Here is a 16,469-nt window from a genome sequence, read left to right as displayed (position 1 = left end):
AAAGAGCCTTAAGATGTTTCATTAACATTAGTTTAAGCTTGTTTTTGGTTAATAATTAGTAGTAGATGCTTCAATAAATTATAAAATATGTAAATCTTGTTAAATCATAATGGATTTCCATTTAGCTTGAGTATTTTTATGTTTCACTCATACGAGAAAATAATTATGTCTACACAACCTAAATTAACACGTTTTAATCAAAATGTATTGTCTAAATACCAAATATACAATAGTATATTTATGACATTACCCTTTGATTCTATTTCAAAAACAGGTGTATTGCTACCGTTATTTCATGATACTTGTAAAAAAGGATTTGAAAACGGTGAAAACCCAACTACTATTGTTGAATCTTTTTTTGATAAATACCAGGCCAGGCGTAACGATGATAGTAAGATTGATTTGTTGTTTCGCTTTATTCAGTATATAGAGCGTCAAGTTGTATTATTTGATGCTATTGAAGATGCTGCTTTTCCTATTGTAAATAATATGGATGGTATCGGAACGCTACGAAGCTTAAAGGAAGCTGTGGTTTCTGAAGATAAAATTGCAACACTACAACACTACCTTGAAGAGTTTAAAGTGCGTATTGTTTTAACTGCACACCCCACTCAATTTTACCCAGGCGCTGTTTTGGGGATTATGACAGATTTGGATGGTGCTATAAAATCTAACAATCTTTTAAAAATAAATGATCTTTTAGCGCAATTAGGAAAAACGCCGTTTTTTAAGCATGAAAAACCAACACCTTATGATGAAGCAGTAAGCTTAATTTGGTATTTGGAAAATGTATATTATGATTCCTTCGGAAGAATTTTCGATTATATTCAACAAAATATATTTAATGGAAAACAAATTGATAACGATATTATAAACATAGGTTTTTGGCCTGGTGGTGATCGTGATGGAAATCCATTTGTAACGCCAGAAATTACTTTAAAAGTTGCTGCAAGATTAAAGCAAACCATCTTTAAAAATTATTATAGAGATCTTCGTGATTTAAAACGAAAACTAACTTTTAAAGGTGTAGAAAATCGTGTATCTGATTTAGAAATAAAAATTCAAGCCATCAGTAATAATGTATATGATAATGTAATTTCTTTAGAAGAATTTAAAAACGAATTGACTCAAATTAGAGATGTTATTATTGATAAGCATCAGTCGCTTTATGTAGATGAGGTGAATAGTTTAATTAATAAATTACACTTATTTGGGTATCATTTTGCAACATTAGATATTCGCCAAGATAGTAGAGCGCACGATAAAGTATTTACTGATATGGTAACTAAATTAATTGAAAGTGGAAGCGCTATCTTCCCTGAAAATTATAATGACCTTTCGGAAGTTGAGCAAGTAAAAATTCTATCTAACATAAAAGGAAAGGTAGATTTATCACTTTTTGAAGATGAAAATGTTTTAAAAACATTAGAAACCATACAAGCGATTAAAACTATACAAAAAACTAATGGTGAACGCGCAGCAAACCGATACATTATTAGTAATAACCAAACCACTTTAAATGTAATGCAATTATTTGCAATGCTTAAATTGGTAGCATTTCATGATGAATTAACCGTTGACATTGGTCCGCTTTTTGAAACTATTGATGATCTTGAAAATGCACCTCAAGTGATGGAAGATTTATATACAGATCCTAATTATGCAGCGCATTTAAAAAAGCGTGGTAATAAGCAAACTATTATGTTAGGTTTTAGTGATGGTACCAAAGATGGTGGGTATTTAATGGCTAACTGGGGAATTTTTAAAGCAAAAGAACGTCTTACAGCTGTGTCTAGAAAATATGGTGTAACTGTGATATTCTTTGATGGACGTGGTGGACCACCTGCTCGTGGAGGAGGAAAAACACATCAATTTTATGCGTCTTTAGGACCAACTATTGAAGATAAAGAAGTACAACTTACTGTACAAGGACAAACTATAAGTTCTAACTTTGGAACATTAGAGTCGTCTCAATATAATTTAGAACAATTAATTAGTTCAGGGATTTATAACCGATTAAACGAAAACTCGCTAGCAATGTCTACCGATAATGTTACAGTTATGGATGATCTAGCTAAACGAAGTTATAAAGCATATTCAAATTTTAAAGGACATCAAATGTTTTTACCATATCTAGAGCGTATGAGTACTTTAAAATATTATGCAAAAACAAATATTGGAAGTCGTCCTTCAAAACGAGGGAAGTCTTCAGAGTTAATTTTCGAAGATTTAAGAGCAATACCATTTGTAGGATCTTGGAGTCAGTTGAAACAAAATGTACCAGGATTTTTTGGAGTAGGAACGGCTTTAAAGCATTATGAAGAAGTTGGAGAGTTTGATAAAGTAAAACAATTATACAACGGATCGAGTTTCTTTAAAACATTAATCGAAAATAGTATGATGTCATTGTCAAAATCATTTTTTGATCTTACTAAATATATGGCAGATGATGAAGAGTTTGGTGAATTCTGGACTATTATTTATACCGAGTATAAAACTACAAAACGTTTACTGTTGAAACTTACCGGATATAAAGAATTAATGGAAGGTGAGCCGGCAGGAAGCGCATCAATAGCAGTTAGAGAATCTATTGTGTTGCCGTTGTTAACTATTCAACAATTTGCATTGAAGAAAATACAAGAGCTTCAAAAGGAAACTCCTGTTGATACTGCGCAAATAGAAGTGTACGAAAAATTAGTTACACGTTCTCTCTTTGGAAATATTAATGCGAGTAGAAATTCTGCATAAAAAATATTTGCAGTTATATTTAAAACTAAAAAAACCTCGACATGTAAATGTGGAGGTTTTTTTAGTAATTAATCAAAAAAAATAGAATAATATTATTTGTTTAGTTGTGTTTATTCTTGGTCAATTTCACGTTGCCTTTTTCCTGGGTAAGCTAAAGCGCCATGTTCTGAGATGTCTAATCCTTGTAGTTCTTCCTGTTCAGAAACTCTAAGTCCCATTGTTTTCTTCAGAATAAAGAAAAATATAAAAGCAGTTACAATAGCCCAAGCACCGTAAGAAAGTACGCCTATAAGTTGAGATATTAATTGAGCACTTCCGCCGCCATTAAGTAAACCTATATTTATGTCACCGTTAATTCCCCATAATCCAATTACAAGTGTTCCCCATGCTCCGGCAACTCCATGAACTGAAGCGGCACCTACGGCATCATCAATTTTTAATTTTCTATCTATAAATTCAATAGAGAATACGACAAGAACTCCTCCTATTAATCCGGTTAATACTGCACCACCCTCAGTCATGTTTGCACAACCAGCAGTAATACTTACTAATCCGGCTAATGCGCCGTTAACGGTCATATCTAAACTTGGTTTTCCATCTTTAAGCCATGTTGTAATTAATGCGCCCAAAGCACCACCACATGCTGATAAATTGGTAACTAAAATTACGGTTGATGCGGCAATGGCATTTTCTCCACCCCAAGCAAGTTGAGATCCTCCATTAAATCCAAACCATCCAATCCATAAGATAAAAACACCTAAAGTAGCGAGTAGTTTGTTGTGGCCATCAATAACCATAGATTTTCCATTAACGTATTTCCCTATTCTTGGACCAACAATCCAAGCACCAACTAAAGCGGCCCATCCTCCAACAGAATGTACAATTGACGATCCTGCAAAATCAATAAACGGTGTTTCCATATTGGCTAACCATCCGGCGCTATTCCATTGCCATCCTCCGGCAATTGGATAAATTAAGGCGGTCATCACTAATGAGAAAATAATATATGTTGTGTATTTTGTACGTCCTGCAATAGCTCCAGAAACTATAGTAGCTGCTGTGGCGCAAAATACGGTTTGAAAAAATAAATCGGCAGCACCATCGTTGTGCATAATTCCACTCCAGCCGATATAGCCATCGGTATTACCGTACATTAATGAGTAACCTACAAACCAATATACTAATGAGCCTGTAGCAATATCTAGAATGTTTTTCATGGCGATATTAACCACGTTTTTTGATCTTGTAAAACCAGATTCAACAAGTGTAAATCCTGCTTGCATAAAAAAGACAAGTATTCCAGATATAATCATCCATAACATTCCCATATCTACGTTTATGGCATTTACTGCATTTTGAATATCTGCAGTTGTTGCAGGTGTGGCGTCTTGAAAAAATAAAAACGTGGGAGCGAATGATAATAATTCTGTCATTTTATAGTCTTATAAAGATATATTTACACAAATAAAGTAAAAACCTTTTATTTTTAAGGGGTGTTGGTGTATTTTTTATGATATAAATAGTTTTAACCCCTAAAAAGTATGGGGTAGTTATTTTTTAAGTCTATTTATGAGGATTTTTCAGACCGGTGTTTATTGATAATTTGTGCTTTATGTGAAAACGTTGGTTTGTTTTTAGTATAAAAAGGATTTTGTTGGTGTTTTCTTTGTTAATTTTTTGTTTTTGTAGAAATTTCGTGTTATTGATTTAGTTTTTTTTCAATCTAATTTTAAAGATTTTTAATTTTTAGAAGTCTTAATTATCAAAAGCATAATAATATAAACTAAGCTTTTAAAAAGTAGTACTAGTCTTTTATATTAATATATCTTATTGATGAAATTATATTAAAAAATAAGATTATGCTGAAGAAACAAGGCTTGTATTTACCAGAATTTGAACATGATAATTGTGGTGCAGGGTTTATATGTAGTTTAAAAGGAATTAAGTCGAATGATATTATTCATAAAGCACTTCAGATTCTTGAGAAATTAGAACATCGTGGTGCCGTAAGTGCCGATGGGAAAACAGGAGATGGAGCTGGTATTTTAATCGATATTCCTCATCAGTTTTTTGTTGAAAATTGTGGCTTTAAATTACCTAAAGAACGCGAATATGCTGTTGCTAATGTTTTTTTGCCTAAAAAGAGTAATCAAAGAGATTTTTGTGTCACTGTTTTTGAAACCCATATAAAAGCTCAAGGTCTTAAAGTTTTAGGGTGGCGAAATGTTCCGGTTGACGAATCTGTTTTAGGAGAAATCGCTCAAGTTACTCAGCCTTTTATAAAGCAAATCTTTATAGGAAAAGAAACAGCGTCTCAAGATGATTTTCAATTTAACTTAAAATTATTTATTGCTAGAAAAGCTGCCGAACACGAGATTATCAGTTCAAAAATTTCTGAACTTGGTTTTTTCTACCTGCCAAGTCTTTCAACTAAAATTATTATATATAAAGGACTTTTAATTCCGGAGGATATAAAATTATTCTATAAAGATTTAAATGATCCATTATTTGTAACACGTTTGGCATTAGTACATCAACGTTTTTCAACAAATACATTTCCTACATGGGATTTAGCTCAGCCGTTTAGGTATATGTGTCATAATGGAGAAATTAATACATTAAGAGGGAATATTACACGTATGTATTCTCGCGAAGAACTCTTAAAAAGTGACTTGTTTGGAGCTGAAATTAAAAAAGTATTACCTGTAGTACTTCCTGGAAAATCAGATTCGGCATCTATGGATATGGTGGTCGAATTATTGTTAATGACGGGACGTTCCTTACCGGAAGTAATGATGATGTTAGTACCCGAAGCTTGGGAGAAAAACAACGAAATGTCTGCCTCAAAAAAAGCGTTTTACGAATATAATTCTTGCTTAATGGAACCTTGGGACGGACCCGCATCTATTCCGTTTACAGATGGAAATTATATTGGTGCCGTTTTAGATAGAAACGGATTACGCCCATCGCGATATTCTGTAACTAAAGATGGTTACGTAATTATGTCTTCGGAAATTGGCGTGATTGAAATTGAACCTAAAAATGTAGAATTCCATGGGCGTTTAGAGCCAGGAAAAATGTTTTTAGTAGATATGAATGAAGGTAGAATTGTAAATGACGAGGAAATTAAAGAGCGTATCGCAGCAAAACATCCGTATCAAAAATGGTTAGATGAAAATTTGGTGCAGCTTAAAGATATTCCTTATAATGATTGCCCAGTTTTTTTAAATGAAGCATCGTTATTAAAACGAAAAGTAGTTTTTGGGTATACACAAGAAGATATAAATACCATCATTTTACCGATGGCAAAACATAGTAAAGAGCCTATTGGATCAATGGGAAGCGATACGCCAATCGCTGTATTATCTCAGCGTCCGCAACTTATTTATAATTATTTTAAGCAACTGTTTGCTCAAGTTACTAATCCGCCATTAGATGGAATTAGAGAAGAATTAATTACCGATATCAGCTTAACTTTAGGAAGCGATTTTAATATTTTTGATATCGATGAAAAGCAATGTCAGAAGCTGAAAATTCAGAATCCTGTAATCTCAAAACAGGATTTAGATAAAATAAAAAGTTTTAAAAGTCCAAATTTTAAAGTCACTTCAGTACCTGTTTTATATGATATAGAAAAAGGCCACAATGGATTGGAAGATGCGCTTGAAAGTATTTTAAAATTAGTCTCAAAAAGTATTGATGAAGGCACAAATATTGTGATTCTTTCAGATAGAAATACGTCTGAAATTAAAGTGCCAATTCCTGCCTTATTAGCCTGTTCTTATGTAAATAATGGCTTACAGAAATTAAGAAAACGTTCAAAATTTAGTATTATAATTGAGTCTGCCGAACCTCGCGAAGTTCATCATTTTGCACTACTATTTGGTTATGGGGCGAGTGCGATAAACCCGTATATGGTAAACGAAATTATCGAAGATCAACTCAATGATATTGGTGCAGATGAAATGACGTCTTTAGAGGCAATTCAAAATTATAATAAAGCCGTTGGAAAAGGGATTTTAAAAGTGATGAATAAGATTGGGATTTCTACATTAAACTCTTATAGAGGGTCTCAATTATTTGAATGTATAGGAATAAATACAGAAGTGGTTGAAAAATATTTCCCCAAAACAGCAACCAGAATTCAAGGTGTTGGCTTACATCAATTAGAAAAAGAAATTAATAAACGCTACAAAAGCGCTTATGCAAATGCACATATAGATGGTAATTTAGATTTAGAAACTGGTGGTGAATATCGCTGGAGAAGAAACGGAGAACAACACATGTTTAATCCGCTATCTGTTGCAAAATTACAAGAATCCGTTCGTAGTAATAAACCTGATACTTATAAAGAGTATTCTAAACTAATTAACGATCAATCCAAACAATTAATGACCATTAGAGGGTTGTTTGAGTTTGCAAATTACGATCCCATTCCGCTAGATGAAGTGGAGCCGTGGACCAATATTGTAAAACGTTTTAAAACAGGAGCAATGTCTTACGGTTCAATTAGTAAAGAGGCACACGAAAATCTTGCAGTTGCCATGAATAGAATTGGCGGAAAAAGTAATTCGGGAGAAGGCGGAGAAAATGAAGAACGTTTTTATAAAGATGTTAATGGCGATTGGAAAAATAGTGCGATAAAACAAGTGGCTTCCGGACGTTTTGGAGTGACTTCAAATTATTTAACAAATGCAAAAGAGATTCAAATTAAAATGGCGCAAGGAGCAAAACCTGGAGAAGGTGGTCAATTACCTGGTGCAAAAGTGAATCCCGAAATTGCAAAAACCAGAAATTCTACACCTTATGTAGGGTTGATTTCTCCACCGCCGCATCATGATATTTATTCTATTGAAGATTTATCACAACTTATTTACGATTTAAAATCGGCCAATCGAGACGCAAGAATTAATGTAAAATTAGTGTCCGAAGTTGGGGTAGGTACCGTTGCTGCTGGTGTTGCAAAAGCAAAAGCAGATGTGGTACTTATTTCAGGGTTTGATGGTGGTACAGGAGCATCTCCGCTTACTTCTTTAAAACATACAGGTTTACCTTGGGAATTAGGTCTTGCCGAAGCTCAACAAACTTTAGTGATGAATAATCTTCGTAATAGAATTGTTGTTGAGTGTGACGGACAACTTAAAACGGGACGAGATGTAGCAATTGCTTGCTTATTAGGTGCCGAAGAATTTGGATTTGCAACCGCGCCTTTAGTGGCTTCAGGTTGTGTAATGATGCGTGTATGTCATTTAAATACATGTCCTGTAGGAATTGCAACTCAAAATCCAGAACTGCGTAAAAAGTTTAAAGGTAAACCCGAACATGTGGTGAACTTTATGTATTTCGTAGCTCAAGAGTTGAGAGGAATTATGGCTAAATTAGGATTTCGTACTATTGATGAAATGGTTGGTAAGGTTGAAAAACTAAACAGAAAAGCAGCTATAGATTGTTATAAATCTCATGGGATAGATTTAACGCCAATTCTTCATAAAGTTGAGGTTGAAGATCACGTGAAACTTTATAACACCGAAAAACAAGATCATCATTTAGAAAAATCTCTAGATTTCGAAATTATAAATAAAGCACATCCAGCTTTATTCCGAAAGGAAAAAACAGTATTAGATATTAAAATTACTAATGAAGATAGAGCAGTAGGGGCAATTTTAAGTAACGAGATTTCTAAAATTTACGGGGCTCAAGGTTTACCAGAAAATACACTTCGAATTAATTTTAACGGATCTGCGGGTCAAAGTTTTGGTGCATTTACAACCAAAGGATTAACGCTTGTAGTTACCGGAAACACTAATGATTATATTGGGAAAGGATTATCTGGAGCCAAATTAATTGTTAAAGTTCCTGAAGAAGCAACTATTATTCCCGAAGATAATGTGATTATTGGAAACGTAGCGTTTTACGGCGCAACTTCGGGCGAAGCGTATATTAATGGAAAAGCAGGTGAACGTTTTTGTGTAAGAAATTCAGGTGTTAAAACAGTGGTTGAAGGAATTGGAGATCATGGTTGTGAATATATGACTGGCGGAATTGCTGTGATTCTTGGTGAAGTTGGACGAAATTTTGGAGCAGGTATGAGTGGCGGAATTGCCTTTGTGTACGATAAACATAAAACGTTTAAAAATAAATGTAATGCTGATGGTTTAAATTTCGATCCGGTGGAGTCTTCCGAAGATATCGCTATTTTAAAAGAATTAATCCAAAATCATTACAGCGCAACTCAAAGTCCGCAAGCGCAACGCATTTTAGAAAACTGGGAAACCGTACTACCACAATTTGTAAAAGTACTTCCCGAAGAATACAAACAAGCTTTAATACGATTAGAAAACGAAAACCTTGTAACGCAATAGAACTATGGGAAAGATCACAGGATTTATGGAGTTTGAGAGAGTTATTGAAACCTATCAACCAGTAGAAACCAGATTAAAAGATTATAAAGAATTTACGGTTCCGTTAACGGAATCAAAGTTAAAAGATCAAGGAGCGCGATGTATGGATTGTGGTATTCCGTTTTGTCACAGCGGATGTCCTTTAGGGAATTTAATTCCAGATTTTAACGATAATGTATATAAAGGAAAATGGAAAGAGGCTGCACGAATTTTGCATGCCACCAATAATTTTCCTGAATTTACGGGGCGTTTGTGTCCTGCGCCATGTGAAGAAGCTTGTGTGTTAGGAATTAATGAAGATCCAGTAACCATTGAAAATATTGAAAAAAATATTGTAGAAACCGCTTTCGAGGAAGGATGGATTGAAGCTAAAATGCCAGAAAATCGTACCGGAAAAAAAGTAGCGATTATAGGTTCGGGACCATCAGGTTTAGCGGCAGCACAACAATTAAATAGAGCAGGACATTTAGTAATCGTTTTTGAGCGTGATGCTAAAGTTGGCGGTTTGTTGCGTTATGGAATTCCGGATTTTAAATTAGAAAAATCAATAATTGACAGACGTGTTGAGATTTTAGAAACTGAAGGCATTATATTTCAAACCAATGCGCATGTTGGAAAAAATATAAGTGTTGAAACTTTAAAAGCTAATTTTGATGCCGTTTTATTATGCAATGGTGCTACAGAAAGACGTCAGATTCCTATAAAAGGAGCACATTTAAAAGGTGTACATCAAGCTATGGATTTCTTAAAAGGAAATAACGAATATGTAGATGGTGTAAAAACCTTTGATGAGATATTAACTGCCAAAAATAAAAAAGTAATTGTTATTGGAGGAGGGGATACGGGATCGGATTGTATTGGAACCTCAAATCGTCATGGTGTAAAATCGGTTGTTAATTTTGAGATTTTAAGTAAACCTTCAGTAGGAAGACCTGTAAATCAGCCGTGGCCTTATTGGCCGATGAAATTAAAAACAACAAGTTCTCACAAGGAAGGTGTTGAGCGTTTTTTTAGTATTTCAACTAAAGAATTTTTGGGTGATAAAAATGGGAACCTTATAGGATTGAAAACCGTTGAGGTAGAATGGGTTTTTAAAACTGGAGAACGCCCTCAATTAATTGAACTTCCAAATACAGAAAAAGAATGGGATTGTGATTTGGTGTTATTAGCACTAGGTTTTACTGGTCCTGAAAAAACATTATCTGAACAATTTGGATTAGAAAGTGATTTTAGGTCTAATGTAAAAGCATCTGTACAAGATTATAAAACCAACGTGTCAGGGGTTTTTGCGGCTGGAGATGTAAGACGCGGTCAGTCTTTAATTGTGTGGGCAATTTCCGAAGGTCGTCAAGCGGCATATCATGTAGATACTTTTTTAATGGGGACTTCTAACTTGCCACTAAAAGATGATAATGATTTGCCGCGAGTTTAAATTTTACACTAATTAATTTGATGTTAAAGTATTTAATTTTGATATTTGGTAACACAAGACTATGAGCAAACAAATTATCAATATCATTTCTATTATTATCATTGTGATTATTTCACAGCGATGACGGATTGGTATTGAATAAACATAAAATGTTTTAAAAGCCTTTCTTTATTTTGGAAAGGCTTTTTTATTGATCAAAAATCAGATTTTGAACATCATTACTTTTTAGTGTTAATTAGTTGATAGTTAGTGTTTTGTTTATGTTTTTATAGTGTTGAGTTTAGCTCAATTTTGAATAGTTGATATACAGGTAGAAATCAAATAATTAATTTAGAATTTACAAATAAAATTTGTCTTTAAAATAGAATGAATACACTTAATAAATATAGTAAAACAGTTACTCAGGATCCAACACAACCAGCTGCTCAAGCTATGTTGCATGCGATTGGGTTGACAAAAGAAGATTTTTTTAAGCCAATTATTGGAATTGCAAGTACAGGTTACGAAGGTAATCCTTGTAATATGCATTTAAATGATTTAGCAAAACTGACTAAAAAAGGAACTAAAAATGAAGATATTATAGGTCTTATTTTTAATACTATTGGTGTGAGTGATGGTATTTCTATGGGAACTCCAGGAATGCGTTACTCATTACCGTCTCGAGATATTATTGCAGATTCTATGGAAACTGTGGTGCAAGCTATGAGTTACGATGGTTTAATTACTGTAGTAGGTTGCGATAAGAATATGCCTGGAGCATTAATGGCAATGATAAGATTAGATAGACCTAGTATTTTGGTATATGGTGGAACTATTGATTCTGGGTGTTATAATGGAAAAAAACTAGATGTTGTTTCTGCTTTTGAAGCTTGGGGAAGTAAGGTTGCCGGAACCATGGAAGAAACAGAATATCAAAATATTGTAGAAAAAGCATGTCCTGGAGCAGGAGCTTGTGGAGGAATGTATACAGCAAATACTATGGCTTCTGCAATTGAAGGTTTAGGAATGACCTTACCTTTTAATTCTTCAAACCCGGCATTAAGTGATGCTAAAAAAGAAGAATCTGTAAAAGCAGGTGAAGCGATGCGTGTGTTGTTAGAGAAAGACATTAAACCTTCGGATATTATTACAAGAAAATCATTAGAAAATGCTGTAAGATTAGTGACTATTCTTGGAGGTTCTACAAATGCAGTGCTTCACTTTTTAGCGATTGCAAGAGCTGCAGATATTGATTTCACTTTAAAAGATTTTCAAAAAATAAGCGATACCACACCATTTTTAGCAGATTTAAAACCTAGCGGAAAATACTTAATGGAAGATGTTCACGCCGTTGGAGGAATTCCTGCAGTAATGAAATACTTATTGAAAAAAGGATTAATTCATGGCGACTGTTTAACCGTTACCGGAAAAACTATTGCTGAAAATTTATTAGACGTTCCAGATTTAAAAGCAGGACAAGATGTTATAAAACCTGTAGAAGCACCTATTAAAGTTTCTGGGCATTTACGTATGCTATATGGAAACTTAGCAACCGAAGGAAGTGTAGCTAAAATTACAGGAAAAGAAGGTTTAAGTTTTGTTGGAAAAGCAAAAGTATTTGAAGGTGAATATGCAGCAAATGATGGTATAAGAGATGGGAAAGTAGAAAAAGGAGATGTTGTTGTTATTCGTTATGAAGGTCCAAAAGGAGGTCCCGGAATGCCAGAAATGTTAAAGCCAACTGCCGCAATTATGGGCGCAGGTTTAGGTAAAGATGTGGCATTAATTACCGATGGTCGTTTCTCAGGAGGAACACACGGTTTTGTAGTAGGTCATATTACACCCGAAGCACAAGATGGAGGAACTATCGCTTTTGTAAAAGATGGCGATATTATTACTATTGATGCCGAAACAAATTCAATTATTCTTGAAGTTTCAGAAGAAGAATTGCAAAAAAGAAGACAAACATGGGAAGCACCAGAATTAAAATTTAAACGCGGTGTTTTATATAAATATGCTAAAACGGTATCATCTGCATCAAAAGGATGTGTGACCGATGAGTTTTAAGGAGTTGATATTAAAAGATAGTATGATCCTAACAAGATTAATATGGGGACAAAAACAATAAAAAAAGAAGTAGAAAACAGCCAAACTACTGAGCGTATTTCTGGTAGTGAAGCCATCATAAAATGTTTGTTAGCCGAAGGTGTAGATCTTATCTACGGATATCCAGGAGGTGCAATTATGCCACTTTATGATGAGTTATATAAGTATCAAGATAAAATACATCACGTGTTAACTCGCCACGAGCAAGGAGCTACTCATTCTGCTCAAGGTTATGCGCGTATTTCAGGTAAAGTAGGGGTTGCAGTTGCAACTTCTGGTCCCGGTGCTACCAATTTGGTTACCGGAATTGCCGATGCACAAATAGATAGTACGCCAATGGTGTGTATTACTGGTCAAGTCTCATCACATTTATTAGGAAGTGATGCATTTCAGGAAACAGATATTGTAGGTATTTCAACACCTGTAACCAAATGGAATTGTCAAGTTACTAAAGCATCTGATATTCCAGAGGTTTTAGCAAAAGCATTTTATATTGCTAGAAGCGGACGTCCAGGACCTGTTTTAATTGATATTACAAAAGATGCACAGTTTGAGGAATTCGATTTTAAATACGAAAAATGTAAAGGCATTAGAAGTTATACCCCAATTCCAAAATTAGATCATACAGCGGTTGAAGCTGCAGCAAAATTGATTAATGCCGCTAAAAAACCAATGATTGTTTGGGGACAAGGTGTTATTTTAAGTAACGCTGAAGCGGAATTTAAAGCGGTAGTTGAAAAAGCAGGAATTCCTTCGGCTTGGACCATTTTAGGGGTTTCAGCAATTCCAACATCTCACCCATTAAATATTGGTATGGTTGGAATGCATGGTAATTATGCACCAAATGTATTAACTAACGATTGTGATGTTTTAATAGCTATCGGAATGCGATTTGATGATCGTGTAACTGGAAATTTACAAACTTATGCAAAACAAGCAAAAGTGATCCATTTTGAAATTGACCCTGCTGAAATAGATAAAAATGTAAAAACAGATGTGGCTGTTTTAGGAGATGCAAAAGAAAGTTTAGCTACTTTATTGCCGCTTTTAAAAGAAAAAACACATCTAGAATGGCATCAGAAATTCAAAGATTTGTATGCTATTGAATATGAAAAAGTAATAAAAAACGATTTACATCCTACAAAAGAAGGTTTAACAATGGGTGAAGTTTTAAACGAAATTAATAGCCAAACTAAAGGAGATACCGCAATTGTGACCGATGTTGGTCAGCATCAAATGATAGCTTGTCGTTATGCGAATTTCAATAAAACACGAAGCAATATTACTTCAGGAGGATTAGGAACTATGGGATTTGGGCTTCCAGCAGCAATTGGTGCTAAAATGGCTGCTCCAGATAGAGAGGTGATTTCAATTTCTGGAGATGGAGGTTATCAAATGACTATTCAGGAATTAGGAACCATTTTTCAGCAGAAAGTTCCTGTTAAAATTGTGGTTTTAAATAATGAATTCTTAGGAATGGTGCGCCAATGGCAACAACTGTTTTTTGATAAACGTTATGCCTCAACCGAAATGACAAACCCCGATTTTGTAGCGATTGCAAAAGGCTATTTTATTGAAGCCGAAAAAGTAACTAAACGCGAAGATTTAAAAGCTGCAGTTGCTAAAATGGTTGCTACAGACGGCCCTTACTTTTTAGAAGTTTGTGTTGAAAAAGAAGGGAACGTATTCCCAATGATAGAAACAGGAGCATCAGTTTCAGACGTAAGATTAGAATAATATGGAAGGAGAAAAACAACTATATACAGTTTCGGTGTATACTGAAAATAATATTGGATTATTGAACCGTATTTCGGCAATTTTTCAACGTAGACATATAAATATCGAAAGTATTAACTCTTCTGTTTCAGAAATAGATGGCGTTTCTAAATGGATTATTGTGGTCCGACTTTCCGAAGAAAATATGAAAAAAATTATCGGTCAGATTGAAAAACAAGTCGAAGTTATAAAAGCGTTTTTTCATACAGATGAAGAAACTATTTATCAAGAATCTTGCATTTTTAAAATGACCTCAGATTTATTGTTCGAAGAGCGCCAAATTCAGAATATAATAAAAGAAAGTAACGCGAGAATTGTAACAGTAAATAGAACATTTTTTGTGATTGAAAAATCGGGTCGCAAAGAAGAAATAGAAACATTACATAAAGAATTAAGTGCTTTTGGGATTTTACAATTCACCCGATCAGGAAGAATTGCAGTTACCAAAGAGCCAATGGAAATATCAAAAATGCTTAACGCATTCAACAATTAAAAAATAAGACAATGTCAAATTACTTTAACACATTATCATTAAGAAGTCAGTTAGAACAGTTAGGAAAATGTAGATTCATGGATGCTTCAGAATTTGAAGATGGTGTAAATGCATTAAAAGGAAAGAAAATTGTAATTGTTGGTTGTGGTGCGCAAGGTTTAAACCAAGGATTAAATATGAGAGATTCTGGTTTGGATATTTCTTATACACTACGTCAGGTTGCGATTGATGAGAAACGCGAATCTTACAAAAATGCCACTTCAAATGGGTTTACCGTTGGTACTTATGATGAGTTAATTCCTACAGCAGATTTAGTATTAAACTTAACGCCAGATAAACAGCATACTAATGTTGTAAAAGCGGTGATGCCTTTAATGAAAAAGGGTGCAACATTAAGTTATTCGCATGGTTTTAATATTGTAGAAGAAGGTACTCAGGTTCGTGAAGATATTACAGTTATTATGGTAGCGCCTAAATGCCCTGGAACAGAGGTTAGAGAAGAATATAAACGAGGTTTTGGTGTGCCAACATTAATTGCTGTACATCCAGAAAATGATCCAGAAAATAAAGGTTGGGCGCAAGCTAAAGCTTATGCTGTGGCTACTGGAGGAGATAAAGCGGGAGTTTTACAATCGTCTTTTGTCGCTGAGGTGAAAAGTGATTTAATGGGAGAACAAACCATTTTATGTGGATTGTTACAAACGGGAGCAATTTTGTCTTTTGATAAAATGGTTGAAAAAGGGATTGATCCAGGTTATGCAGGGAAATTAATTCAGTATGGTTGGGAAACAATTACCGAAGCTTTAAAACATGGTGGAATTACCAATATGATGGATCGCTTATCTAATCCTGCAAAAATTAAAGCATACCAGTTATCTGAAGAATTAAAAACGATTATGCGTCCTTTATTTGAGAAGCATATGGATGATATTATTTCTGGTCATTTCTCACAAACCATGATGGAAGATTGGGCAAATGATGATGTTAATCTTTTAAAATGGAGAGCAGAAACAGGACATACAGCTTTTGAGAAAACGGAATTAACTTCGGAAGTTATTTCGGAACAAGACTATTTTGATCATGGTGTTTTATTGGTTGCTTTTGTGAAATCTGGAGTAGAATTAGCTTTTGAAACTATGGTTAGTGGAGGTATTATTGAAGATTCTGCTTATTATGAATCGCTTCATGAATTACCATTAATTGCAAATACTATTGCTAGAAAGAAACTGTTTGAGATGAATAGAGTGATTTCTGATACTGCAGAATATGGTTGTTATTTATTTGATCACGCCTGTAAACCATTATTAACAGATTTTATGAAAACAGTAGATACAGATATTATTGGTAAATCTTTTTCTTCGGAAAATGGCGTTGATAATATTGAGTTAATTTCAGTAAATGATGCGATTAGAAATCATCCCATCGAAACTGTTGGAAAACGTTTAAGAGCAGCAATGACCGCAATGAAAATTATAAAGACAGAAGATTAAATTTCAATATAAATAGTATTAAATATTCCACTTTCGTAGGAATC

Annotated in this window: 8 protein-coding genes; 7 read left to right on the top strand and 1 reads right to left on the bottom strand. The window is 34.0% G+C overall.

The features are described from left to right. The first annotated feature begins 165 nt into the window (after positions 1-165). Positions 166-2,748: a phosphoenolpyruvate carboxylase gene (locus ACU4C5_RS03370; protein ID WP_446845639.1), complete on the top strand. Its 2,583-nt coding sequence runs from the start codon at positions 166-168 to the stop codon at positions 2,746-2,748. A 110-nt stretch (positions 2,749-2,858) separates the two neighbouring features. On the opposite strand, the gene ACU4C5_RS03365 is transcribed toward ACU4C5_RS03370, so the two are convergent. Beyond that, entirely contained in the window at positions 2,859-4,181 is a 1,323-nt protein-coding gene (locus ACU4C5_RS03365) for an ammonium transporter (protein ID WP_446845638.1), read from the bottom strand. A 426-nt stretch (positions 4,182-4,607) separates the two neighbouring features. Between ACU4C5_RS03365 and gltB the strand changes: the two genes are divergently transcribed. From gltB to ilvC, 6 genes are all read left to right on the top strand, one after another. Continuing rightward, positions 4,608-9,110 carry a glutamate synthase large subunit gene (gene gltB, locus ACU4C5_RS03360; RefSeq protein WP_446845637.1) on the top strand — a complete coding sequence of 1,501 codons (4,503 nt, stop codon included), beginning with the start codon at positions 4,608-4,610 and terminating at the stop codon, positions 9,108-9,110. A 4-nt stretch (positions 9,111-9,114) separates the two neighbouring features. Beyond that, on the top strand, positions 9,115-10,581 hold the full coding sequence (locus ACU4C5_RS03355; protein WP_446845636.1) for a glutamate synthase subunit beta: 1,467 nt from the start codon (positions 9,115-9,117) through the stop codon (positions 10,579-10,581). A gap of 366 nt (positions 10,582-10,947) precedes the next feature. Then, the gene (gene ilvD / locus ACU4C5_RS03350; protein ID WP_446845635.1) at positions 10,948-12,627 is read left to right on the top strand and encodes a dihydroxy-acid dehydratase; all 1,680 of its coding nucleotides are present in this window, start codon (positions 10,948-10,950) and stop codon (positions 12,625-12,627) included. 42 nt (positions 12,628-12,669) lie between these two features. After that, entirely contained in the window at positions 12,670-14,403 is a 1,734-nt protein-coding gene (gene ilvB, locus ACU4C5_RS03345) for a biosynthetic-type acetolactate synthase large subunit (protein ID WP_446845634.1), read from the top strand. A gap of 1 nt (position 14,404) precedes the next feature. Beyond that, on the top strand, positions 14,405-14,935 hold the full coding sequence (gene ilvN, locus ACU4C5_RS03340; RefSeq protein WP_446845633.1) for an acetolactate synthase small subunit: 531 nt from the start codon (positions 14,405-14,407) through the stop codon (positions 14,933-14,935). Between the two features lie 11 nt (positions 14,936-14,946). After that, positions 14,947-16,425: a ketol-acid reductoisomerase gene (gene ilvC / locus ACU4C5_RS03335; protein WP_446845632.1), complete on the top strand. Its 1,479-nt coding sequence runs from the start codon at positions 14,947-14,949 to the stop codon at positions 16,423-16,425. The last annotated feature ends 44 nt before the right edge of the window (positions 16,426-16,469 follow it).

It is taken from the genome of Lacinutrix undariae, assembly GCF_052934785.1.
Note: the sequence above shows the minus strand (reverse complement) of the source record. Positions and strands in the feature narration are given on the sequence as shown.

Coding starts and splice junctions, on each gene's coding strand:
- ilvD (WP_446845635.1), top strand. CDS start 10,948: ATGAATACACTTAATAAATATAGTAAAACAGTTACTCAGGATCCAACA.
- ilvN (WP_446845633.1), top strand. CDS start 14,405: ATGGAAGGAGAAAAACAACTATATACAGTTTCGGTGTATACTGAAAAT.
- ACU4C5_RS03370 (WP_446845639.1), top strand. CDS start 166: ATGTCTACACAACCTAAATTAACACGTTTTAATCAAAATGTATTGTCT.
- gltB (WP_446845637.1), top strand. CDS start 4,608: ATGCTGAAGAAACAAGGCTTGTATTTACCAGAATTTGAACATGATAAT.
- ilvB (WP_446845634.1), top strand. CDS start 12,670: ATGGGGACAAAAACAATAAAAAAAGAAGTAGAAAACAGCCAAACTACT.
- ilvC (WP_446845632.1), top strand. CDS start 14,947: ATGTCAAATTACTTTAACACATTATCATTAAGAAGTCAGTTAGAACAG.
- ACU4C5_RS03355 (WP_446845636.1), top strand. CDS start 9,115: ATGGGAAAGATCACAGGATTTATGGAGTTTGAGAGAGTTATTGAAACC.
- ACU4C5_RS03365 (WP_446845638.1), bottom strand. CDS start 4,181: ATGACAGAATTATTATCATTCGCTCCCACGTTTTTATTTTTTCAAGAC.